At 36.2% G+C, this 24403-nt stretch carries 17 protein-coding genes; 5 read left to right on the plus strand and 12 right to left on the minus strand.

The features are described 5' to 3' along the window. Positions 1-95: 95 nt before the first annotated feature. The 12 genes from A6E03_RS04985 to A6E03_RS05040 form a co-directional block, all read right to left on the minus strand. On the minus strand, positions 96-1481 hold the full coding sequence (locus A6E03_RS04985; protein WP_065600299.1) for an O-antigen ligase: 1386 nt from the start codon (positions 1479-1481) through the stop codon (positions 96-98). Next, complete coding sequence (locus A6E03_RS04990; protein WP_065591958.1) at positions 1481-2707, minus strand: glycosyltransferase family 4 protein; 1227 nt, start codon at positions 2705-2707, stop codon at positions 1481-1483. The genes A6E03_RS04985 and A6E03_RS04990 overlap by 1 nt, the downstream gene beginning before the upstream one ends. Before the next feature lie 190 nt (positions 2708-2897). Continuing rightward, positions 2898-3926, minus strand: a complete 1029-nt coding sequence (locus A6E03_RS04995; protein WP_065600300.1) for a glycosyltransferase family 4 protein — start codon at positions 3924-3926, stop codon at positions 2898-2900. After that, positions 3907-5367 (minus strand): sigma-54 dependent transcriptional regulator, encoded by a 1461-nt coding sequence (locus tag A6E03_RS05000; protein WP_065591956.1) that lies wholly within the window; start codon positions 5365-5367, stop codon positions 3907-3909. The genes A6E03_RS04995 and A6E03_RS05000 overlap by 20 nt, the downstream gene beginning before the upstream one ends. Positions 5368-5419: 52 nt before the next feature. Further along, a complete protein-coding gene (locus tag A6E03_RS19780) occupies positions 5420-6112 on the minus strand; it encodes an Hpt domain-containing protein (protein ID WP_255310583.1) in 693 nt (230 codons plus the stop codon). 32 nt (positions 6113-6144) lie between these two features. After that, complete coding sequence (locus tag A6E03_RS05010; protein ID WP_065591955.1) at positions 6145-7668, minus strand: SpoIIE family protein phosphatase; 1524 nt, start codon at positions 7666-7668, stop codon at positions 6145-6147. Between the two features lie 2 nt (positions 7669-7670). Further along, positions 7671-8378 (minus strand): CpsD/CapB family tyrosine-protein kinase, encoded by a 708-nt coding sequence (locus A6E03_RS05015; protein WP_065600301.1) that lies wholly within the window; start codon positions 8376-8378, stop codon positions 7671-7673. After that, complete coding sequence (locus A6E03_RS05020; protein WP_065591953.1) at positions 8378-10489, minus strand: SLBB domain-containing protein; 2112 nt, start codon at positions 10487-10489, stop codon at positions 8378-8380. The genes A6E03_RS05015 and A6E03_RS05020 overlap by 1 nt, the downstream gene beginning before the upstream one ends. 14 nt (positions 10490-10503) lie before the next feature. Then, positions 10504-11331, minus strand: a complete 828-nt coding sequence (locus A6E03_RS05025; RefSeq protein WP_065591952.1) for an OmpA family protein — start codon at positions 11329-11331, stop codon at positions 10504-10506. A gap of 29 nt (positions 11332-11360) precedes the next feature. Further along, positions 11361-11678, minus strand: coding sequence for an STAS domain-containing protein (locus A6E03_RS05030; RefSeq protein WP_065591951.1), 318 nt, complete (start codon positions 11676-11678; stop codon positions 11361-11363). Positions 11679-12006: 328 nt separating this feature from the next. Beyond that, positions 12007-13749, minus strand: a complete 1743-nt coding sequence (locus A6E03_RS05035) for a response regulator (protein ID WP_065600302.1) — start codon at positions 13747-13749, stop codon at positions 12007-12009. Positions 13750-13758: 9 nt separating this feature from the next. Continuing rightward, positions 13759-16440: an ATP-binding protein gene (locus tag A6E03_RS05040; RefSeq protein WP_065600303.1), complete on the minus strand. Its 2682-nt coding sequence runs from the start codon at positions 16438-16440 to the stop codon at positions 13759-13761. A gap of 722 nt (positions 16441-17162) precedes the next feature. Here A6E03_RS05040 and A6E03_RS05045 point away from each other — a divergent pair. From A6E03_RS05045 to A6E03_RS05065, 5 genes are all read left to right on the plus strand, one after another. Next, on the plus strand, positions 17163-18044 hold the full coding sequence (locus tag A6E03_RS05045; protein ID WP_065600304.1) for a sigma-70 family RNA polymerase sigma factor: 882 nt from the start codon (positions 17163-17165) through the stop codon (positions 18042-18044). A 30-nt stretch (positions 18045-18074) separates the two neighbouring features. Then, entirely contained in the window at positions 18075-19673 is a 1599-nt protein-coding gene (locus tag A6E03_RS05050; RefSeq protein ID WP_065600305.1) for a GGDEF domain-containing phosphodiesterase, read from the plus strand. Positions 19674-19792: 119 nt separating this feature from the next. Continuing rightward, complete coding sequence (locus A6E03_RS05055; protein ID WP_065591946.1) at positions 19793-21655, plus strand: glycosyltransferase; 1863 nt, start codon at positions 19793-19795, stop codon at positions 21653-21655. Then, positions 21645-22964, plus strand: a complete 1320-nt coding sequence (locus A6E03_RS05060; RefSeq protein WP_065591945.1) for a DUF3131 domain-containing protein — start codon at positions 21645-21647, stop codon at positions 22962-22964. The genes A6E03_RS05055 and A6E03_RS05060 overlap by 11 nt, the downstream gene beginning before the upstream one ends. A gap of 31 nt (positions 22965-22995) precedes the next feature. Beyond that, positions 22996-24399 carry a DUF3131 domain-containing protein gene (locus A6E03_RS05065; protein WP_065591944.1) on the plus strand — a complete coding sequence of 468 codons (1404 nt, stop codon included), beginning with the start codon at positions 22996-22998 and terminating at the stop codon, positions 24397-24399. Positions 24400-24403 lie beyond the last annotated feature (4 nt).

Raw genomic sequence — 24403 nt, forward strand, 5'->3', positions numbered from 1 at the left:
TTACTTTATTTTCAATGAGATAGTTTTGGTTGTTTTTATGGATAATTAAAATTCTCATTTTGAGAATCTATTTGAGGAGGAATAAGTGATGTAAATTAGTGAGTTAATTCATTGAGTGCTTGCTCACTTATCTTACTTACCGCAATAACTAACGCGGCTAAAATATAAATGGGCCAATTAAACCCTTGTGTTAAAAAAGTACCAGAGACAATGGTACCGATGAGGCCTGCAAATACTGCTTGAGCGCACGTATAAATTGCAGGGTCAATTTCATTTTGCACCGCTTTAACCGCTTTTAGGGTTTTATGAGCATTTCTAATGAGTACGATAATCAAGCTAATAAAAATAATGAATCCGAGAACCCCTGTTTCTGCTAATACCCCAAACCATGTACTGTGAACGGCATGGTTTAACCCATCCCAATGAGGGCTGTAATAAAAATAGTTGGCGTAAAAATTATCTAAGCCAACGCCGGTTAACGGGTGTGCGAGAGCCATTTTAACTGCCGCTTCCCAAGCGTATAAGCGCCCCATGGCTGATTCATCAATACCAGCTTCTGCTGCTCCACCTGACGACCTGTCTGAAATGCCGGCCATAATAAATAAGATTGATCCCGCAATAAACGCAATAGACAATAAAAGGGTTTTAGATTTAATTCGTTGTAATCCATAAATGCCAAATACAGCAATCATACCTAATAATCCCCCCCGACTTTGAGTGGCCATGACTGCCCAAAATAAAATAGGAATAGAAATAACCCCAATCATTCGTTGATGCCAAGGCAATTGATGGGTAACGAGTAAGCCAACTGCAAAAGAGATAGGGAACATCAGTACTAAGGCAAGATCATTAGGGTCACCAAGCATAGAACCAAATTCTCGTCCGATAGTGACTCGCGTTCCTTCCACTAACCCAATGCCCCCTAGTTTATTTTGAATGGCAACTATCCCAACCAATACGCCAGCAATGGTAATGGCTTTTAATGTAAATGACAGTTGTTGAGGACTTCGTACTAATATTGCAATGGCAAATGTCATTAATATGATTTTCCAATAGATGCCTTTAAAGTATTCAATGGCAATTGGACGATTACTTGCAAATATAATTCCGATGACAATTAACACCATAAAACAAGTAAGCAAAGTGAACTCTTTACACCAAAAAAATTTAATTTGTTTAGTGATAATCACTTGCCAGCTAAGTGCTACCAAAGAAGCAAGAGAGAGCAATAAAGGTATTTTTAAATTATAAATCTGAGGGAAGACTTCGTGAATTCGAAAGAAAGAGAAAATAACAAATAACAACACCATTAAAAATGGGCGATTTAGGGTATAAAAAACGGCCAGAGGTAAGATACCAAGTACCACAATCAAAGCAGGGTGAGGGAACAAGCGCCACAAAATCCCTGCGCATAGAGAGCAGGCAATAGCGGTAAACCATTGAAGAGTTTTCGATTGAAGTGGTGTGTCGTTGGTTACCATTATTTTATCTCATTATTTTTAAAAAACAGGTCGAAGGCATTGGATAAAAGAGGTTGGATCGTTTGCCAAAATGGTCTTGAATACCTTGATTTGGTTGTTGTACTGAGTTGCTTTTCATAAATATGCTCAAATTGTTGAGTGTAGTGAGACAGAGTAAAGTGACGGTATACGGTTTCTTTACCTCTTCGTCCCATTCGATTAGCCAAGTATGGATTATTCATCAATACCATGATGGCTTTGGCAAAAGAATCACTGTCATTTACTTGGGTTAATAGGCCGGTTTCATAATGAGAGATGACTTCTGGGATCCCTCCAACCATAGGAGCAATAACAGGCAACTGAGCAAGAGACGCTTCAACTAAAGCTAATCCAAACGCTTCGTCTCTAGCGCCATTGATATAAGCATTGATATCACTTTTTAATAGTCCAACAACATTGCATTGTTCACCTAAAAAATGAACATTATTTGTTAATTTTAACTGCTCAACTTGGGATTCTAGATTGGTTTTTTCTTCTCCATCTCCAATAATTACCAGATGCAAGTTAAGTGAGGTTGCATCGAGTTTATGTAAGCTTTCTATAATTAAATCAATGCCTTTTCTATAAATCAGTGAGCCTGACGTAGCCAAGACAAAAGCGCTTTTATCAATGTTTAATTGTTCTCTTAATAACGTGGATTTTTGAGCGTTTAGCTTCTTTGTATTTATCCCATTTGGAACTATTGTTATATTTCTCTCTTTATAGCCATCAAGTAATAAGTTTTGACCAACAGCGTCACTGACCGTGATTAATTTAGGGCTAAAATGAAGGCCTAAGCTTAAGCGATCTCGTAATGAATATTGGGCATGTAAGTGGGTCACAAGTGGAGTATGAGTATGACGAGCGACTAGGTTCATCCATTGACAGGGGACGGCACTGTTACAATGGATTAAATCAACATGATGTCGGTGTATAATATCTTTACCCTGCTGATAAAACTCATGCCAATTAGAAAGAGAAAAACGGGGAGATTGCCAACCAAGTAATACCGTAAACGGTGTGATATAGCTTGCAATGATTTGCTTCTGTATTTTATCTGCAAGGTATTGTTGGTTGCACCATAAAATACAGTTATATTTTTGGTGGTTAATATTTTTGATGAGGTTGATTAGACAGATCTCAGAACTACGATTCCAACCATTCTCATAATGTATAAACAGTAACGTTTTTTTTATGTTGTTTGACATGAGCCACCTCCCTTACTTTACTCTTGAACATATAGAGATAGAGCAAAGAAAGTGCCAGATTGTAATGTCTTTTATCTTTTTGATTTTAAACGATTTATAATTTATATCTACTGCGTTTTCTCAAATTGAGAATCATTTTCTATTTAAAACAAGCACAATCGTTAGAAATGAAATATACATTGATAGGGGCTTATACCTGATAGACACTTAATAGTATTGGGATAATCGCATCGCTAGAAAAGTGTTTTTTAATGGTTTGCTGTGCGCTCTGTTGTATTGATTCTTTTTGTAAGTGAGGGAGTATAAACCAGTTTGATAAACAGTGAGAAAGCTGTTCTGGTGCAGTTATCCAACCATTTTCTCCGTGTGTTATTAATTTTTTCAAATTACCGACAGGAGTTGAAATAACAGGGATCCCTCTTCCCATTGCCTCTAGGGCTGTCATCGGTAAGCCTTCATAGCGAGAGCAAATAATTAATAATCCAATGTCTTGCCAGATAGTATTCATTGAATTTTGATGGCCATGACACATCACATTGGTTGGTGCTTGTTGATTTATGTCTTTTTCCATAGGGCCGGAACCATAAACATGAAATTGATGCTTTGGGTGCTGTTCGGCTAATTGAATGAATCGGTCCGGCGCTTTTTCATGGCTTAATCGCCCCACAAAAGCAATATTGGTTCCTTGAGACAAAGAGAGATTTTTTGTTGATATGAAATTATTTAATACCGTTGTGTTACTTGGTATACGCAGATTAATGTTTTCACTGACAGAAAAGTTGTGATGACTTAATAGGGCGGTCCAGCGGTCTAGAAAATCATAAATTGCCAATTTACCTTTACTCACTTCCCCGGCATGAAACGTATTAATAAAGCGTATTTTTTGATGGGAGGTAAGTAAAGATAAACGCAGTAACCGCGAGTATATCGCCGCTTTGTAACCGTGAGAATGGATTACAGAAGGGGAGTGGTGACGAGCATAACGAAATAAATCACGTAATGATCCATTTAAAAAGCGATAAGGAATATTAGCGTCGTTTAACAAACTGATCAGAGGGTGCGTGTGTTCGTATTGACGCAGAAAAATAACTCGAACCGAACGTTGGAATGATCTTAGTCCTTGTGCAAGTTGCAAGATGTGGGATTCAATGCCTCCCACATCTTGGCTGTCTAATAATAACCAAATATCAGTGTTTTTTTTATGAATCTGACTCTTCATACGCTTCCCATGCCTGTTTTTTTCGATACAGGGTTGATGGGCTTAGTTCTAGCAATACCGCAGCATTGAGAACATTTCCATCGCAATGGTCAATGGCATTTTGAATGACTTCTCTTTCAATATCAGCCATAGGGCGAATCGTACTGGTGTTAACGTCTTGATGATGCGCCTGAGTAGGTTCAGTTATTGGTTGGGCTACCGCCTCGGCCTCTTTATATACTTGTGTTGGAGCTTCTCGTGATGCCATTGGTTTTACAATAGGAGAGGCTAACGGTTGATTTAATGGTGGTGGTAGATGCTCTATTGCCACATGAGTTTCATTATGAAGAACCACGACGTTTCTGATAATATTTTGCAGTTGGCGAACGTTTCCTGGCCATGCGTAATTACACAGTCTTAATTCAACTTCACGAGACATGGCTTTGAATTTCTTTTTGTCTTCTTTTGCGTATTTCTTTAAGAAGAAAGACGCAATATCAATAATATCAGTGCCACGATCTCGCAGTGGTGGCATTTGAATAGGAACGACATGAACTCGATAATAGAGATCTTCTCTAAAGCGACCTTCGTTTACCTCGGTAAGAGGATCTCGGTTAGTCGCACAAATAATACGAATGTTTGTACTGAGTTCTTTACTTCCACCTAATGGAGTAAAGCGTCCCGTTTGTAGAAATCGCAGTAATTTTTTCTGCATTTCCAATTCCATTTCGCATAACTCATCGAGAAATAACGTGCCACCGTTAGCCATCATTGCCGCGCCTTTACGATCGGTTGTTGCCCCTGTAAACGCCCCTTTTATGTGACCAAATATTTCACTTTCCATTAAGTCTCTAGGGATGGCACCACAGTTTATTGCGACAAAAGCTTTGTTGTTGCGTTGGCTTTGATAATGAATGGCTTCTGCACAGACTTCTTTACCAGTACCACTTTCACCATAAATGAACACGCTAGCCGTGGTTGGAGCTACAGCATCAATGGTTTTGTATACCGCTTGCATTGGTAGGCTTGAGCCAATAAACCCTTGATATTTTTTACGGTTAAAGGTGTTCTGTAGATCTTCGACTAACCCTTCTAATTTATTACGTTTTAAATGATTAGCGATAGAGGCTTTTAAGCGATTAGCTTGGATGGGTTTTTCAATGAAATCATCAGCACCGCTTTGTAATAAATTGACGGCGATATTAATTGTTCCGTGTGCAGTTGCAACGATGACGGCACATGGCAATTGTTTTTCTTTCATCCATGCCAGAACATCTTGCCCAGACATATCAGGCAATTTTAAATCAAGAATCACCAATTGTGGTGGATTCTTCTCCATGAAAGCTTTTGCTTGCTCTCCTGTGGTGACATGAAAGAATTCATAAGGCTCATCCTTTACATATTGTTTGTAGAGGATAGCCAAAGAGGTTGAATCTTCAACTAAAAGTACTTTTTGTAGCATAAGCAACGTCCTGTTTTACCTAGCAGTTTTTTATTGTACTGTTTTTTTGATTTTAATTTGTGAAGCCTAAAGCGTTTCGTTGCTCTAGTGCTAAAAATGACTCTTGTGCGATGTCTGGTAATAAACGGGCCTTGGCCAAAGCATCATCAAATTGGTGTTGAATACAGTGTAATTCTATTTGGCGAGCAATGGCAGATAAGGCAGCATTACCAAGAGTGAGAGAGCTGCTTCCTAGCGTATGGGCTTCAAATTCTAGTACATACAAGTCTTTAGTATGGGCGGCATTTGTAATGGTTTCAACACGCTCTTTGGATTCGATAAGATAGAACTTAATTAATTCGGGCATGACACTAGCGTCGGTATCTTTGATGATTTGCTGAATAATTTTTTCATCAATTAATACCATAGAAGGATCGTCTTCTTCTTTCTCTTCATTTTGTGACATCGTTTGCATTTGTAGTGTTGGCGATTCTGAAATGGTTTCATCAACATGATAATTATCTTGTTCTGATTTTTTTTCTTTTTTTATGTCGACTTTAGATGAGGCGATTTTTTGATCTTTTATCGGGGTATCAATAGGCTGAAACTGAGCTCGAGTGACTAACACCCCGATAAAAAAAGCGATACTGATTGTCGATATTAGTTGAAGGACTCCTGAGCTAAATTGAATAGCTAAAATAAGAAGAACAATAAAGGTAATGATGCTGGCCCATGCTTTTGGTGCTGTTTTTTTATATGTGTTCATAAGTTGCCTCTCATCTCTAAAGTGCCATTTCATTAGTTTTTGCGTTCAATTAAAAGCAATAATGCATCATCATTAGGAGGTGTCCCTGCTAATTTATCAAAGCACTTCATTACGTCTTCTAGAGCTTGTTCGATTGGCTTATGTAGCGTTGATACTAAGTTTTCTTTTAATGCGGTTTCTAGCGTTTCTCTTTCTGAAATGGAATCACCGGATTCAAATAGTCCATCCGTGAATAGAGCTAAACGCTCACCTTTCTTTAGTGTTAAGGGCTTTTCCTTATATTTTGTTTGTGGTAATAACCCCGGCAATGTCCCTTGGATATCGATAGTCTGTAGCCCTTTTGATGAAATGTGGAGAGGGGCAGGGTGTCCAGCGCTACTGATCTTTATCGTATCACCAGAAATGAAACTTAAACAACAACTTGTTAACATGGTTTGTGACAACAGTTGGTCTTTAAATGCATTATTTGAGAGGTGAGATAACAATTGTGCGGGTTGAGTGATATCTGTATTTTGCATTAAACCTCGGATGTATCCAGCATAAGCGTAAGCGAAAAACTTGGCACTTTCATCGTGGCCCATGACATCCGCAAGTAATAATAGTGATGTCCCTCCTTCTGTTTTAGAAAGTAAAAAATCGCCTCCGCCCTGACCGGTATTACGTTGCTGGGATACGATTTTCCAATGGGAGGAATTAAGTTCAGTATGTGGCAGTAATGTATTTGTTATTTTTTGATTTACCCGTTGAGAAAGAGATTTATATACTTGTTCAAAGCGAGCTAATACACGATGTATAGAGAGCAATAATTGTTCTTTCTGAATGGATTTATCTAAGTAATCATCAATACCAAGTTGATTCGCATTTTGTAAGGTATGTGTATCTTGTAAACGCGACAGGAAAATAAAAGGAGTAAAAAACGTGTCCTTTTTTTCCAGTTGCGATCTTAGTTCTAATCCACTCATTTTGGGCATTTGAATATCGGATATGATCAAATCTACCGTTTCATGATTTAAAAATTCAAGCGCCTCTTCCCCGTTATTTTTTGTGGTAATTGTGAATTCTTTTTGAAGATAAGCTTGATAAAGGATCCTTAGTGTAGCGTCGTCTTCGACAATCAATATATGATGTTTTTTTTGAAAAGTAGTGCGATCCCATTTTAAAGTCAGAACATTATTTTGATGCGAAGAAGTGTAAACAACCTCATCAGTTTGGTTTTGAATGATATCGATACCCCGACCGCCACATTTTAAACTAAAGTCGCTTATATTTGCATTGATGTGCTGTTTTGTTGGGTCCCAAACCTCTCCCGTGTCAGTGATGTCTAATTGCCAATACTTTGTTGTTTTCTTTAAGGCGACGGTGATGTTTTTACTGGTTTGTTTTGGATGAAGAACAAGGTTCGTACTCCATTCAGAAAAGCAAAGTAAGCACTGATGTTTAAACGTTTGATGAATATCTAAACGGTCGAGTATCTTAGATAATGACTGACGTAATACTCTGACTGAGTTCAATGATGTTGGTTGAGTGTCTTCAAAAAATAAAACGGAGTTAGTCATCATTACACCACTGTTGATAAGAATCGATTACGTTGAATCATAGAAATTAACTTAGTAGAAAGGCGCTTAGGTAAAAAGTGCAAACGTTCAATCTTGCTACAAAGTTCCTTTTTTAAACTTAGATTGTATTTATCATTTAAAACATACCCGGTGATATTTGCTTTGTTTTTTTCTAATAACTCTATTGCGGCTTGAAATTCGGCTTTTAGGGTTTGTCCTGATAGTACGACGACGACGGTTCCGTCGCATGAGCCCGCAATGGTTTGAGCGGGAATGCTTTCGGCGTGTAATTGAGATAGTGAAGACGAATCTATGATGACCTTATCAAATTCAGTAAGCCATTGAACTATTTGTTTTTTTAGGTTTTTAGGTTGACGAAGTTCCATAATGTCGGCTTTATCGGTTGGTGTAGGAAGCCCTGATAAGACGATATTATCTTGCACTGTCAAAGCGAGATAATGTGGGGTAGATGTCGGGTTGAGTGTTGATTCTGGTATAAAAGATAAAGCCGTTAAACTTGGGTTTAATAAATTAAGATCAACCAGAAGCGTTCGATAACCTGCCAATAAGTGTCGCTCAGTCAATGCTTGGGCTAAAGAGGTAACCCCTTCTCCTGAATTGGTTGACGTAATACACAATGAACGACATTCTTGTTGTTCTAATTGCAAAAAGACTTGTTCAATTTCCATGTTGCATGATGGTATTTTCATTACAAGGCTCCTATTAATGCAATAGTTGCTACGACTTGAAAAACATCTTTCATTACGACTCGAACTTGTTCCATTGTACTTTCATCTTTATTGGGAATGTAGATAGTATCACCGGCTCTTAATACAGGAAGGCTTCTGAAATCAGCAGTACGACTGAACTCTACAAGATCAAATGTTCTTGCTCGCCCTTTATCTAGAGAGTGATTTACCACACTGATTTTCTCTAGATAAGCGACATTACTTGGGCCTCCCGCTTCTGCTAATAAATCCAATAACGTCATTGAGTCATTGAAACGGTAGCGTCCCGGTTTGTTGATCGCACCAAGTACCCTAATGGTCGTTTCTTTGCTTTCATTAATCCAAATACGGTTTTTTTCTGGGATATAAATGGTATCGCCTGTTTTTACAATAGGGAGTAAGGATTCATCGCCTGTTTCAAAATAAAGCGCTAGATTTAACTTACTTACTTTTGAGTAAGTTTTATCACGATGCGTCACTCGAATATTATGAATATCTGCATCCAGAGTTGGACCGTCAGCAGCAGATAAAATATCTAGAAAATGCATTTCATTGGTGAAACGGTAACGCCCCGCGGCATTTACTTGACCAAACACGTAGATTGAACTGTCTGAGCTTTGACGAACCCATTGTGCTTTATTGTCTGATGGATCTTGAGGCAAATCATGAACTCGAATGGTTGCCCCTGCTCTAATGGTTGGCAGGGCAGAGTCTGGTTTTCCTTTGGTAATAAATGAATCTAAATTAAAAGTATAAACTTGATTATTACCTTCACGGTCAGGGGTTACGATTTCGATTCGAGTTGTGTCACCTCGAAGGGTTGGACCACCGACATGAGCTAATAAATCTAAAAATGACATTTCATCTGACCATTCAATACGGCCTGGATGTTGTACTTCACCTAATACTCGAACAGCACGACTTGGCGCTATTTTTAACCACGACTTTTCATTCATGTCTGTTTTTTCAGGAACAAAAATCGCGTCACCAGCCGAAATTACAGGTGGGCGTTGGTAGTTTGTTCCTTCAGTATAACCGGATAAATCAAAATTAATTACCGCACCATTGGCTTTAATAATTCGTATTTGACGAGATTCCGCAAATCGTGTTGGTCCACCTGAGTTCGCTAAGATATCCATAAAGGTAGCGCCTTTTTTACCTTCAAACGCACCAGGTTTTGCTACTTCACCCATGACATAGACCATGTTTGAGCCCGATTTGATTTCTTCTTCTTGTTTTGGAACAAAGATGGTTGACCCGACTTCAAGTGGGGGCAGTAAACTGTCATCACCGGTATCTAAATAACGTTTTAGATTAAATAGGGCGGGTTGGTTTTTTGAGATAACTCGAATTTGTTCGACACCAGCGTAACGGGTAACCCCACCAGCACGCATTAATACATCAACAAGATTGGTTCCTGATTTATAAGAGAACGTCCCTGGAGCGTTTACCTCACCAAAGACTTTAATCGCTTTTTTACCATCAGTTGCATCACCGGCTTGGGATAATTTTGATGGATCAAACTCTTGTTCGATATTACCAACCATTGGCGATGCAGGGATAAATAACGTATCTAATGATTGAAGTTTTGGAAGTAAAGATTGATCACCCGAGTCTAAAAACGCTTTGTAATTAAAGGTCGTCACTTTGTCTGAACGACGGAGTTGCAAGCGGTTTAATTGAGCCCCAGAGCGTAAGCCGCCAGCCGCATAAAGAGCCAGTTGAACAGAATCACCATCTGATAAGGTATATTCCCCAGGTTGTTTTACATAACCTTGAATATTGATGATAAGTTGGCGCTTACTTACAAAGACTTGCAGGTTACGTAAATCTTGTAATATGGTTTTTAAACTTAATGTGACACTAGATACCATCTGAGCTTCAGTTTTTCCTGAAACGAATAAAGGTCCAATTTCTGGCAATATTACTCGGCCTTGTTTATCCACTTGAAAATCTTTGTTTAAAGACTCTTCACCTGGCAACATGATGGTGATGACATCACCAACACGAATGGTTTTTTCCGTGTCTTTTGAGTGCACCATTGAGATAGAAGAGAACAAAATGGTGATGAATAAAATATGAATAATACGCATGATTTTGTCCTTTGTTATTGTTCAAGTTGCAAAGGTTGGTCAAGTTCTAATAATTCAATAGTGACTCGACGATTGGTTAATCTTACGTGAGGCTCTGTCCCTTCAAAATAAGGGTCGTCTGAACCAACAGCATCAACATGAATACGGGTTTGCTCAAGACCAAAAATACTCAAGTAGCGCTTCACTTGTTTTGCCCTTTTAAGTGCAAGTTCTTGATTTCCATTCTCTTCACCAACCGCATCAGCATGGCCAGTTACGAGTAATTTAAAATCTTTATTTTTAATCAGTAATTGAGATGCCTCTGATAGGTTCACCACATACTTAGGATTTAATTCAGCAGAGTTAAAAGCAAATTGATTGTCTCGGTTTAAGAGATCATAGATTTCTTGTGCTAACTCGATGTCTGAATTCCCTGAATTTGAATCTGATGGTGGCTGACAAGTTTCTTGTCTTTTAACATAATCCAGTTGGCGCTCTAATCGTGTTAATAAATTTCGTTGAATGATAAGGTCATTAGCCGCATCTAGCTGTAGTCCTCCCTCTAACTCACGAGCAATACGGGCTTCGTTTTGTTTTGCTTGATGAACGGTTGCAGGAAAGCACCATTCTGCTTTTTCTAAAATAAGAATATCAAGGTGGCGGGCGGCAAGTTCCCAATCAAAACGTAATCCATGTTCTGGGCCTAATGGTTGGTCTGGCATCACGGGAGAAAATGCAGCTTGAGGATAATTTTCTGCTTCTCCACCTTCACCAGGTTCGGCAAACGAAGTACAACCTGAAATAGAAAGTAATCCAACGCTTAGAATGAGCAATTTTTGTTTGTTCATGATGTGCCTCTCCATGTGTTCGACGATCCATTAAAGCGAAATAATTAATGTGTTATGTTGTTTACAGGAATCGCATTTTCAATACGAAGTAGTTTAAGTAGCTCTAAAGGTTGGCCATGCGCGTTTTGAATTTGCATAGTGCGTTCCTTTTCAATTAATCGCTTGTATAGATAAACAATGGCGCCAATTCCTGAAGAGTCTAAAAACGCCACTTGAGCTAAGTCGATATGAACTTGACGATGTTCTTGTTCAATGACTTCATCGATAGTTGGTTGGATATCTCGGCAGCCGATAGCATCCATGTCCCCTTGTACTGATAAAACGAGTACTTCATGATTTGTTTCAAATTGATGTAGTTCCATAATTATCTCCTAAGAATAAATCAATGTTGTATTGATAAGTTTAATAGAGCAGTAAGTGTGCCAAAAAAATTAACATTTAAATTTCAGGTAGTTATGTGTTTTATAACTACATTGCGAATGATTTTATTGAAGACATTCTCAATTTGCATTGCAGTTTGCAGAGTAAGAAGCTTATGTGAAATTAAGTTAAATAGAGATGAGTAAATAAAGAGGAAAGATCGTATTTTAAAATGTTAACTTTTTGAAAAGAAGAAAGTTAATTAGATATATTAAGTTCGATAATATGAATGCAAAATGAGTATCATTATAGTAGTGAGTAAATTGTTAATTATTTTGTAGGAAGAGTCTTAAATGGACGCTGTTCATTTGTTATCACATGCTTTACTAGAGTTGAGTTTGCTGATGTAGCACTTTTTTCCTCAATAAAATTGTCGTGTGTATGTAGTGCTTTTAAGACAACGTCTCTTCTATCCATTAGATTCTGAGATAAAGGCATATCTTTAATTAAAGATACCATCGCGCTTATTTTTGTCGGGTTATCTATACTCAACGCGATATAATACTCCAAGATGCCAATGATCACTTCTGAAGAGTATGGGAATTGAACAAAGGTTTTCTGATAACGGTCTAAGTTATTTGTTAACTCATTAACAGGTAAAACTTTATTCTGATGGTTATCGATTTGATTGATAGTGTATGACAATAACAATATTGACTCCTTTAGATCTGAGTCATTCTTTAATATGTTAAGGTAATCTGTGCAATAGTCATTAAATCGATGTTTCGTTTTAATAACAGAGCTGACTCTTTCAAGTAACCATAGCTCTCCAAAAAATGATAATAAATAGAGCAATTCAATAAGAACCACTGAATTTAATTGATGTAAATTATCAAAAAAAGGTTGAACGACTTTTAAGGTGATTTGCTTTGCTTTAATAATATCGCCGTTTGTTATTAGCTGTTTACATTCACTAAAGCTAAATAGAACACTCAATTGTATTTTTTGTGTATCAGTTAAACGGTACTCAGAACGACGAACAAAATTTTTCTGCTCAAGACGTAACTGCTTTTTATCACTTTCCGATTGGCAATTTTGAATGTAACTTTCGTAATAACTGAAACATTCCGCGACATAAGAACCCCAATTTTGGTCTGCAATAGGCAAATGATTTGCAAGTAAATGAGAAGACTTAAGAAAATAAACTTTGTTATTACAGCTTAATGCAAGTTTCATTGTTTGTAGTGATCTTGAAGGTACACTAGGAGTAAGATCTAACGCTGTATGTGCTGAAAACAAAGCGTCTTCATAACGCAATTGTTTAATTTGTAATTGACTTAAAAAATCAAAAGCAGAGGCAAATAAAGGATGTTTTCGGCAAAGAGATTCTGTTTTATCAATCAACTCACTAGGCGTAGTGAGTTCAAGTTCCGCTTCTAGCTGTAATTTTGTGAGAATGTAATTTCGTCTGTTAATAAATTCTGGCTGTTCACATAACTTAATTAAGTTTTCTTTATCGTTAGAAATGAAGAGATCAAATAAAAAGAGATCTAATTCATTTAGATTTTTATTTTTGGCTAAAGAGATGGTTTTTTCTTTAAGAATATCTGCATTATTACCTTCTTTTTTTAAAAAATAGAGATACTTAAAGAACTGAAACTCTTGATAAGCATCGGCCATTTTATAGCTAAGTATCGATTGGCTGATGGGTTTACAAAGATAATCCCCATTGCCTTTTGAGAGGGTGCTTAGTACTGTTTGTGTTGTATTATCCCCTGAGATAGTGATAACTCGTGTATAAGGTTGGATAAATCCCTTTTCTCTTAATAAATCATAAAGTTCTGAACCATTTAAGACTTGCTCTAAGTGATAATCAATAAATAACAAAGAGTAGTGTTTTTTAGAACACATTTGAAGAGCTTGTTGGTAAGATTTCGCATAACTTATTGATTTAAAACCTAACAGCATGAGTAGTTTAGATAGAGACAAAGACGATACCCGACAATCGTCGACAATTAAAATATTAAATTGGTCCGTTTTTTTTGTATTCTCTCTGTTTTTTAATAAATTCATAATGTTAGATTATTTCATCCTTGTTATTTTTTCTAATAACATTTCTTTTTTGAACGGTTTGGCTACATAGTCATCCATTCCTGATTCATAGCATTTAGAAATATCCTGATCAAGAACACTTGCGGTAAGTGCAATTATAGGAATTTTCTTCCTGTTTTGTATCTTCTCTATTTCTCTGATTTCTTTAGTTGCAGAAAAACCATCTTTAATTGGCATCATGCAATCCATTAGGATTAAGTTATAGATGTCATTTTTTTTAAATTTTTCTATGGCTTCTTGGCCATTATTCGCGATATCAAAAGTGTATCCTGAACTATTTAAAAACAAAGAGGCTACTTTCTGATTAACAAGATTATCTTCAACTATTAGTATGTGTTCTGTTGTTGGTTTTTTTTCTAAATGACGATGATCAGTTGCTGTTTGGAAAATAGGATTTTGTTGATGTTGAACAGAAGTAATAGGTATATTTTCTGAGTGAAAAGCTAAAGAATGAGCTAATGTTTTGGTAAAGCGACAACCAAGTAAAGGATAAGTGACTAAACCATCAATGATTGACTCAAAATGGGCGGCTCGATTTTGATGATTTTGAATTAAAACAATAGATGTTTTTTGGTATGTTTTACGAAGTGCTAATAGTTTGTTTTTACAACACATATCCACGCAGTTATCAATGCAGTAAAGGATGATGGCTTGTTCTTTATCAAACAAAATAATATCGTCAACAGATTCGACAGTGATGAATTTCAGTAAGTGTTGATATTTTAATTCTTCTAGAATTGCCGTTTCAAAACTAGCCTTGTTACCAACTAAAATAATTGAAGTACGATCTAATCCAGTTGCGGGTAATGTGTTTTCATGAACAATGTCAGTATTAATTGAAAAAGAAAAATCGCTCCCTTTGTTTTTTTCAGAAGTGACCTCTAATGTACTCCCCATTAGTTTTATTAGTTGCTGAGTGATGGCTAACCCTAACCCTATTCCACCATATTGACGTGTAATAGATTTGTCTTCTTGCATAAACGGCTCAAAGATCTTTGTTTGTGCTTTGCTATTTATCCCTATACCTGAATCTGAGACTGAAATAGAGACTCGCCCTTTATTCATGCTTGTTGATATAAAATCAACGGTAATAGTAATGTGACCCTGATGAGTAAACTTAATCGCGTTGGAAGTTAAATTCATTAATATTTGTTTGATCCGGTGCTCATCTAACATTAAATAGCGAGGTAAATCTGGAGATATAGCCACATTAATATCAAGATTCTTTTCTGTCGCTTTTGAGAGACTGATGGATATGGTGTCAAAAATAAGCTCACGTAAATCGGAACTGTGAATCTGAAGAGTTAAGTTACCCGCTTCGATCTTTGATATGTCTAGTATGTCATTTATTAAAATTAACAGCGTTTGAGAAGAGGTTTCTATTGTATTGAGGTAGTCATATTGAATTGGTGACAGTTTTGTTTCTGATAAAATGCCCGACATACCAATAATACTATTCAGGGGCGTTCTTATTTCATGAGACATATTGGCTAGGAAAGTACTTTTAGCTAAGTTTGCTTGTTCAGCTTCTTCTTTTTCGCCAATGATTCTTTCTTCATTTTTTGCTCTTTCTGATATTAATGCATTGATTTTTTTAGAGAAAAAAGTCAGCTCATCATTGCCACTAATATGAATTTTAGTTGTGAAATCATGATTCTTTTCAATTAAAGCCATCGAGTGAACGACAGTGGTTAAGTATGAACTAATTCGTTTTGATAATGAAATACCAAGGTAAGACATAACAAGTAAAGACAGCAACAGGGCGCTGATAGAAAATAAAATCGTGTAGTAACTGACCTGTAGCTGATTTTGTAGATTAATTTTCAGCTCATTAGTCAGTACTTTGGTTACGGATTGGATTAATAGCAGTCGATGGTGAAGTGCTTGTATGCTTGAATTCATGTCTCTTATTGAATAATTTGCTGCTTTGTTTTTGATCACATCGTTGCGAAATTTCATGCTGTTAGTAAAGCTGTCATTGGTAAATGTGTTTAGTAAAAGTTCGATGTTAGAGGTGTGTTTATCCATAGATATGAACTGGGTAATGTACAGTTCTTGACGATAAAATAGAGAATATAACTCGTCGTGATACTGCGTTTTTTCAGAGTTCACATCAAGATTTATATACCAATTTTCTTGTGTAGCCCAATAATTGAGTAACTGGAGCTGTAGGATTATCCTTTGTTTTTTATTTATATCGTTAGATGAGAATGGTAGCTGCTCAGCATGTTCTAGTGTGTATATTGTATTCAATACATCAGATACAGAAGTTGACCACTCTTCTATATCATCAGTAGAAAAATTACTGATTTTAGAGTTAATTTTTATTAGTTCATTCAGTGCAGTGTCCAGTTCGGGGGGATCATTTTTCTTTATGTGAGAGCGTAATTGCTCTAAAGCTATTTTGGATGAGGATTTCTCAACATCATTATTATTTTCATATAATGAGTTTAAACGTAAGTTATGCATGGCAGTCGCGTAACTAGATAAGGTCTCATTAAATAACAATCGTTCATTAATCGCACTGAGAGTACTTAAATTATGAAATTGTGTACGTATCTCTTTTGCGGATAAACAAAATAAGACAATTAAAGGGAGAATAATTAAGGTCAATAACCTTAATTTGATAGAAAACCTATTCATTAATGACATAAAACAATCCTTGTTGGAAAAAGCCATTCGTCCTGACCTAATATTAGGAAGCATAGGATATTAAACAAAAAAAAGTAGTCATTTGTGTGATATTACGAAATTTTTTGTTGCTATATAGGTGAGTTTATTGCTGATTTTATTGTACTTTTTTGATTTTTTATCCGAGTTGTGAGTCGGTATGATTGAGAATCATGCTACTTTTCAATGCATGATGTAAATACACGTTTCAGTCAAAATAAAATCAGAATGATATACCTTCGATAAGTTAAAAGTCATAGATAAAAAGAAAGTTAAGTAGGACTTAGGGCTCTTGGTAGCGTTTAACGATAAAATCATCAATTAATACGGATGATAAATAATGAAGTTAAATAAGAGGGGATAACGTAAATCAGCGTGGTTTACTATTTATTGCAATAACAAGCAGGTGAATATAATGGAATTTATAGTAAATTTAACATTTTAACTGGTTATTTAAATAAAAAGTGTTTTATTGCCTTATTTGTCATTAACGGATATTTTTAACAGTGTCAATATCATGACGTCTTAAATTTGATATTTTGTGTCAAGTATTCGTGACGGAACTCCCATTACCTTTATTTACTAGGTGAAATTATTGTTACAGTATTGTGTATTAAACGTATTTGCACCATAGTTTATTTATACCTCTGAATATACAGATGGATAGATAAATAATATTACGTTTGCTAGGTAAAGGATATTGTATGATTAGTTCAGGTAAAGATAAAAAAAACACGGTAAATAGTACGTTAGATTCATATTCATTATATTTAAAAGAAATAAATAGATATCAACTTCTTACAGCAAAAGAGGAGGTTAGCTATAGCCGATCTTATAAAATGGGATGTATGAAATCTAGAAATAAATTGATTGAATCAAACCTACGCCTTGTTGTTAAAATTTCAAATAAATACAGAAACAGAAATCAAACAGATTTATCACCACTTGATATTATTGAAGAAGGTAATTTAGGATTGATAAAAGCGATTGATAAGTTTGATCCTGAATTAGGATATCGTTTTTCAACTTATGCTGTTTGGTGGATAAAAGAATCGATTGAAAGTGCTCTGTTTAATCATTCAAGAACGGTACGTCTGCCAGTTCATATAACCAAAGAGTTAAATGTCTACTTAAGAGCGGCTCGTGAATTAACGAAATCTCTTAAAAAGGAACCCTCGATCAGCGATATTTCTTCATATTGTAAAAAAGAGGCGGGTAAAGTTAATAGAATCATGGAATTAGTGCCATCTTCTTCAACCTTTCGCTCTGCTTTAATTGAGGATAAATCATCAATTCTGGTTGATTTATGCATTAATGATCGCGCTAAGGATCCTGATGAGTATCTATCTAAAGTTAATTTAGAAGAAAATTTGTCATCTTGGATTAACTCTTTACATGGAAGAGAAAAGCAAATTATTATTAATCGTTATGGATTATTTGGTCATAATATTCAAACTCTTGAAGAGTTAGGCCGTGATCTGGAATTATCAAAAGAACGTGTTAGGCAAATACAGTCAGAAACATTGATTAAGTTAAACACTATATTTTCAAGTAATAATCTAAATTTAGAGTCAGCATTAGGATAATTTTTCTGTCTTAACATTGAGGTACTCTATATGAATGTTTATATAGTTTTTAATGTATTAACTGTGTTTAATATTATTTCATTACTTTATTCTGCTTTCCTGATTAATAGGATAGGATTACATAATGTTAAGTATATAAAAACATATTTATCAATTATTTTTTCTGTTTACCTTGGTGTTTTTCTATACATCGAAGGTTATTTTGTAAATCATGGTTTTATTGACCGTTCTGATACCGTAGTTTTAGTTGTAACAACAATAGCGACTCAAACGTTAGCTATGAGTTTATTGGTAATGAGTCGTTTACTTAATCATTTTTTATTAATAAAAAAAATAAATAATAATTATGGGATTCTAAGCTCTAATATTAAGAGTGTTACGTATAAAAAAATCATATCTACTAAAATAGGTTCAGGGATCCCATTTAGTTTTATTAAGATAAAAATTAACAACAACAATAAATTAATTGATACATCAACAAATAAAACCTTCACTAAAGTGATATCTCATGCCGTATTGATGTTAAAAAAAACCTTAAAAAATAAGCATTTGGATTTTTTTCATGATAACCGTGAGATTATAATAATTAGTTATGCAACAAATAAAAATGAACTTACCGAGATTGCGACAGAAATGCACGATGTGTTGATATCGCCTATCTTAATGAATGAGAAAAACTTTCTTCTTCAACCCATTATGGGCTGTGTTATCTGTACATCAAAAGCAACCAATACTGATGAAGTTATTAAGCAAGCAGATATCGCTTGTTATAAAGCTAAAAAGTTAGGGTTAATTATTGATTTTTACCGCAGTACTTATACTAAATCTATTTATGAAGAAGTGGATATTCTTAATAAATTAATTTATGCCATCCCTCATAATGAATTTGAATTGTATTACCAACCAATAGTAAACAGTATTGATAAAACGATTCATGGTTATGAAGCGCTGATACGTTGGCCTCAAGAAGATGGCACGATGATCCCTCCTGATAAGTTCATTAAAATTGCAGAAGATAATAATTATATCAAAGGGATAACTCGCTGGGTTGTGAATCAGGTCACTCGTGATATTGCCGGTTTTAAGAGAGAGAACTTACACCCACAAGTTCATATTAATGTATCGACGCTGGATCTTCATGATGATGATCTTTATGACCAGTTGTTTACTTTGGTTCACAACCAAAAATTATTACCATCTGATGTGATTTTAGAAGTAACAGAAAGCGCATTAATGACGGATGCTGATTCGGCTTATTTAATGCTATCAAAACTCTCCGAACTTGGTTTTTATATCAGTATTGATGACTTTGGTACTGGTTACTCTTCATTGTCTCTTCTTCGAGTTCTATCATTTAATCAAATAAAAATTGATCAATCTTTTATTCGCAATATGGCTATTGGTAACAGTGATTATGCGATTGTAGCGTCAACTATTTACCTTGCTCATAGCTTGGGATGTAACGTTGTTGCCGAAGGGGTAGAAGATAAAGAATTGTTTAGTGAACTTAAAGAATTGGGCTGTGATTACATTCAAGGTTATTACATTAGTAAACCAAAGGAATTCATTAAAATGGTTCATTGGTCTCTAAAGCAAATAGAAAGAGAAAAACTTTCAGCGATAGCTTGATGAAAAAAGGCAGCTTTAATTACTTTTTTAGCCTTTTATATCCTAAGTTAACTGTTATGAAAGCAATGAATTCTAATGATGGAATTCGATGCCCTCTGCGTCATTATTGGAGTGATTAAATGGATTTTTACTTTAAGAAATTCGAACATCGAAAACCACCGGAACCTGTCCCCCACAGTAATTCGAGAGAGTTATTATATCAATATTTAGCAACCTGTAATCTAACTTTAGGTATTTGGTATCTATGGTGGCGTTGGAGTTTTGCTTTGAATTATGATGCGTTATGGTTTTCTCTTCCATTGGCGTTTGCTGAGTCTTGTGCATTTATAGGTTCTTTGCTGTTTACCTTTAATTTGTGGAAAACAAAAGACGAGCCGAAAAAAGCGCCGCCGCATAAAATTAAAGAGTGCGTATTAGATACAGAAGAAGATAGACCAATCAGTGTTGATGTCTTTTTCCCTTCTTATGATGAAGAGCCTGAATTGGTTAAACTGAGTATTCTTGATGCCCAAAAAGTAACGTACCCACACGATATAGATATCAATATTTTCATTCTTGATGATGGTAAAAGAGAGTCTATGGCTCAGTTAGCACAAGAGATGAATATTGGGTATATCACAAGGGAAGGAAATACAGGTTTTAAAGCGGGGAATCTAAGAAATGCAATGGAACAAACCTATGGTGATTTCGTTGTTATTTGTGATGCAGATACTCGACCATTCTCAACAATTTTAGAGCATACGTTAGGTTACTTTAGAGACCCAGATGTCGCTTGGGTTCAAACGCCACAATGGTTTTTTGATATTCCAGAAGGTGAGCGTTTACCTAATTTTATGCAACGAAAACTTGGCAAGTGGTCAACAGGAATTGGGCATGGAATTGAAAAGTTTTATGGACCAGTGACATTAGGGGAAGATCCTTTTGTTAATGATCCTCAAATGTTTTATGACGTAATACAACGCCGTAGAAATTGGGCGAATGCGTCATTCTGTTGCGGTGCTGGTTCGATTCATAGACGTGAAGCCGTAATGGAAGCTGCACTTCGTAGTTACAGTGAGCAAATAGTAAAAGAACAATCTGAAATAGAAACACAAATCAGAAAGATGACCAAAGAAAAAACGGTAGATAAAGATATTTCAGATAACTTAAAACAAGAAATATTTATTGATACGGAATTTACACCTTACAAATTCCATGTATCAGAAGACCTGTATACCTCGTTAGTTCTGCATGCGGATTCAGAGCGAAACTGGCGTTCAGTGATGCATCCAGAAGTTGAAAGTAAGATGTTGTCACCCCAAGATTTACAAACTTGGACAGTGCAGCGATTTAAATATTCTGGTGGGTCTATTGATATCTTCATGAATGATAATCCACTTTTTAGAAAAGGAATGAGCCTGAAGCAGAAGCTAATGTATGGGGCGAGCTTCTGGTCGAACTTATCTGCCGTGTGGAACATTATTTTCTTATTGTGCCCAATCGTCTATTTTCTAACGAGCATCGCACCGGTAAGTGCATATGATGTCACTTTTTATATGCACTTCTTACCTTTTGTTCTTACTGCTGAACTTGCAATGATGGTGGGGACTTGGGGAGTTGCAGGATACAAAGGAAAAACTAATTTTCTTTCCTTCTTCCCTGTGAATTTTAAAGCGCTCTGGACTGTATTAAGAGGGAAAAAAATCAGTTTCCCTACGACACCTAAAGAAAGACAAAGTGGAACGTTTGCAAAATTAGTTATTCCCCAAATGGCAGTGTTTGGATTGAGTTTATTCAGTCTACTTTATGCATGGACTGGGTACTCAACAGGTATGCATGGAAGCTATTCGCTGGGTGGATTAGTACTAAATACGTTTTGGATTATCAATAATATGATGGCGATGTGGGGCATGATAGCTTCAGCGTTTTGGAATCCAAAATCAGATGGTGATGAACAAAAAGAATCAGAACAGGGAAAAGAGGAAGTAGAATATGGAATTTAAAAAAGCACTTGTGAATGCTCGTCACCATCTCGTGTTTATTCTCGGATTAGCGACTGCGTTATTGATTTCATTTACGATTGAAACGCGTGAAGAACCTCAAGTTTTAGGGAATATTGTTTTTGAAAAATCGGAAGAGTTGCCATTAAAGCAACATCGTATTTTAACTCAACAAGAGTATCAATGGGCAAACACGGCTTGGACGTACTTTGAGAATAACTACCAAGAAAATACAGGGTTAGTGAATTCTGTTGATGGCTATGAGTCAACTACCATGTGGGATACTGCGTCATACATTATGGGACTGATCTCGGCAGAAAAACTAAATGTGATCACTGATGATGTGTTCACTATTCGTATGGAGAAGGTTCTACACACGTTATCTCGCTTGCCCCTTGTTGATAATCGTTTGCCAAACAAAGCTTACAATACGGTGACATTGGAAATGGTGGACTACACCAATAAACCAACGCCAAATGGTATTGGCTGGTCAGCGATTGATATTGGCCGTGTTCTCGTGCCGTTAAATATCATTGTTTGGCAATACCCTCAGTTTAATAAACACGTTAATAATATATTAAATGCATGGCACGTTGGTGACATGATTAAAGAAGGCTATTTATATGGTTCCCGTCTTTCAACGTCATCTGACGGTTTTGAATTAGTACAAGAAGGTCGAATTGGTTATGAAGAATATGCAGCCAAATCAATGTCTCTGATGGGGCGAGATGTATTTAATGCAATGAAATATATAGATTACCTGGAATTTAGAACCATTAGTGGCATAGAGGTACCAACGGATTTACGAGACCCTGCAAAGTACCATGCACATAACTATGTGGTGAGTGAATCTTATATTCTTGATAGCTTAGAATTTGGTGCTGATAGTGTCTCAAAAATCTTTGCTCATCGAGTGTATCAAGCTCAAGAAGCGCGTTATCACGAGACTGGAATAGTCACCGCTGTCAGTGAGGATAACCTTGATCAAGCCCCATATTTTGTCTACAACACCGTATTTTCTGATGGCAAAGAATGGAACGCAATTACTGATACAGGAGAAGATGCGTCTGAATTTAAATCGTTATCTACAAAAGCGGCTTTTGGTTGGTATGCATTATACAAAACGGATTATACAGATATTTTAATTCAAGAAGCACAAACGTTATTTTCAGAGGATAAAGGCTGGTATTCAGGTAGATATGAAGCTTCTGGAGAGACCAATAAAGCAATTACTGCGAATACGAACGGTATTGTTTTAGAGTCGTTGGCTTACATTGAAAATGGTTCATTACTTAGCGTAGGCGCTAAATAACTGTTATTGGGATAAGGAAGGAGACCTATCTATGCGTTATATCTCAATTGGTTTACTGAGCTTATTTATTGTGGGCTGTGGTAATAAATATGATCAATTCTCAGAAGACATTGTGGTTAAAAAAGATCATTGGAGCGTCCCTCAAGCTCGTCAAAGTACCTTGACTGAAAAAGAAATGGACATGGCAAGAATCGCATGGACTTATTTTGAAAATAACTACCAAGAATCGACAGGACTCGTAAATGCGGTAAATAATTATCCCTCAGTGACTTGGTGGGATGCTGCATCTTACCTCGCAGGGATGACGAGTGCATACGAGTTAGGGATTATTGATAAAGAAGAATTTGATCGCCGTCTAATCAAATTTTTGACCACATTAAACACTCTAGATCTGTTCCGTGGGGAACTGCCTAACAAAGCTTATAATACGCAGAATGGGGCAAAAGTGGATTACGGTAATCAACCGGGGGAAATTGGTTACTCAGCTTTAGATCTAGGGCGTTTACTTATTTGGCTTCATATATTAAAAAACAGGTACCCTGAATTTGCGACCAGTATTGATTCAGTCGTTCTTCGTTGGAACTTCTGTAACGTTGTCGATGAAAATGGCACCATGTTTGGAGCGTTATTAGAGAAAGATAAACCCGTTCAGTATCTTCAAGAAGGCCGTTTAGGTTATGAAGAGTATGCAGCAAAAGGGTTTCAATTATGGGGGTTTGATACATCACAAGCCTCTATGCCAGAACCGTACGGAACGATTAATTTATATGGATATGATGTACCTTATGACACAAGAGACCCAAGAAAGCTTAAAGCCCACAGCTATGTTGTGACAGAAAGTTATGTCTTGGATGCAATTGAATTAGGTTGGGATTTAACAACAGACCATAGTCCTCATGATACGAGTTATTCGAATGGATGGATGGCTGAATTTGCACTTAATATTTATCGAGTACAAGAAGAACGGTATAACCAAACTGGCATTATTACCGCAAGAACGGAGCATCAATTAGCGGGTGCCCCCTATTTTGTTTATGACACCATTTATACGGATGGTTTTGCTTGGAATACGATCTCTGAAAACGGTGATTTCTTACCCCAATATTCAGCCGTTGCGGTAAAAGGAGCGATGGGAATGTGGGTCTTGTGGGATACCGCGTATACTGATTTATTGTTTGACCATATATCCACCTTATATGATCGTGAAAAAGGGTTTTATGAAGGTATTTTTGAAAACGGAACTGGCCGAATTAACACGTTTACATCAAATAATAACGGCATTACGTTAGAAATTTTACTTTATAAAGAACAAGGAAAGCTCCTCACTTATAAAGAGAATGTAGCGCCAAGTCTATGGGAAAAAGCACTAGAAAGTCCATTTGGTTACGAAGGTCAGTGTTTACCAAGAAAGCCAATGAAGCCTTCTCGTTTATAGTATT

Origin of the sequence: Aliivibrio sp. 1S128, from assembly GCF_001691065.1 — a bacterium.
Lineage (GTDB): Bacteria > Pseudomonadota > Gammaproteobacteria > Enterobacterales > Vibrionaceae > Aliivibrio.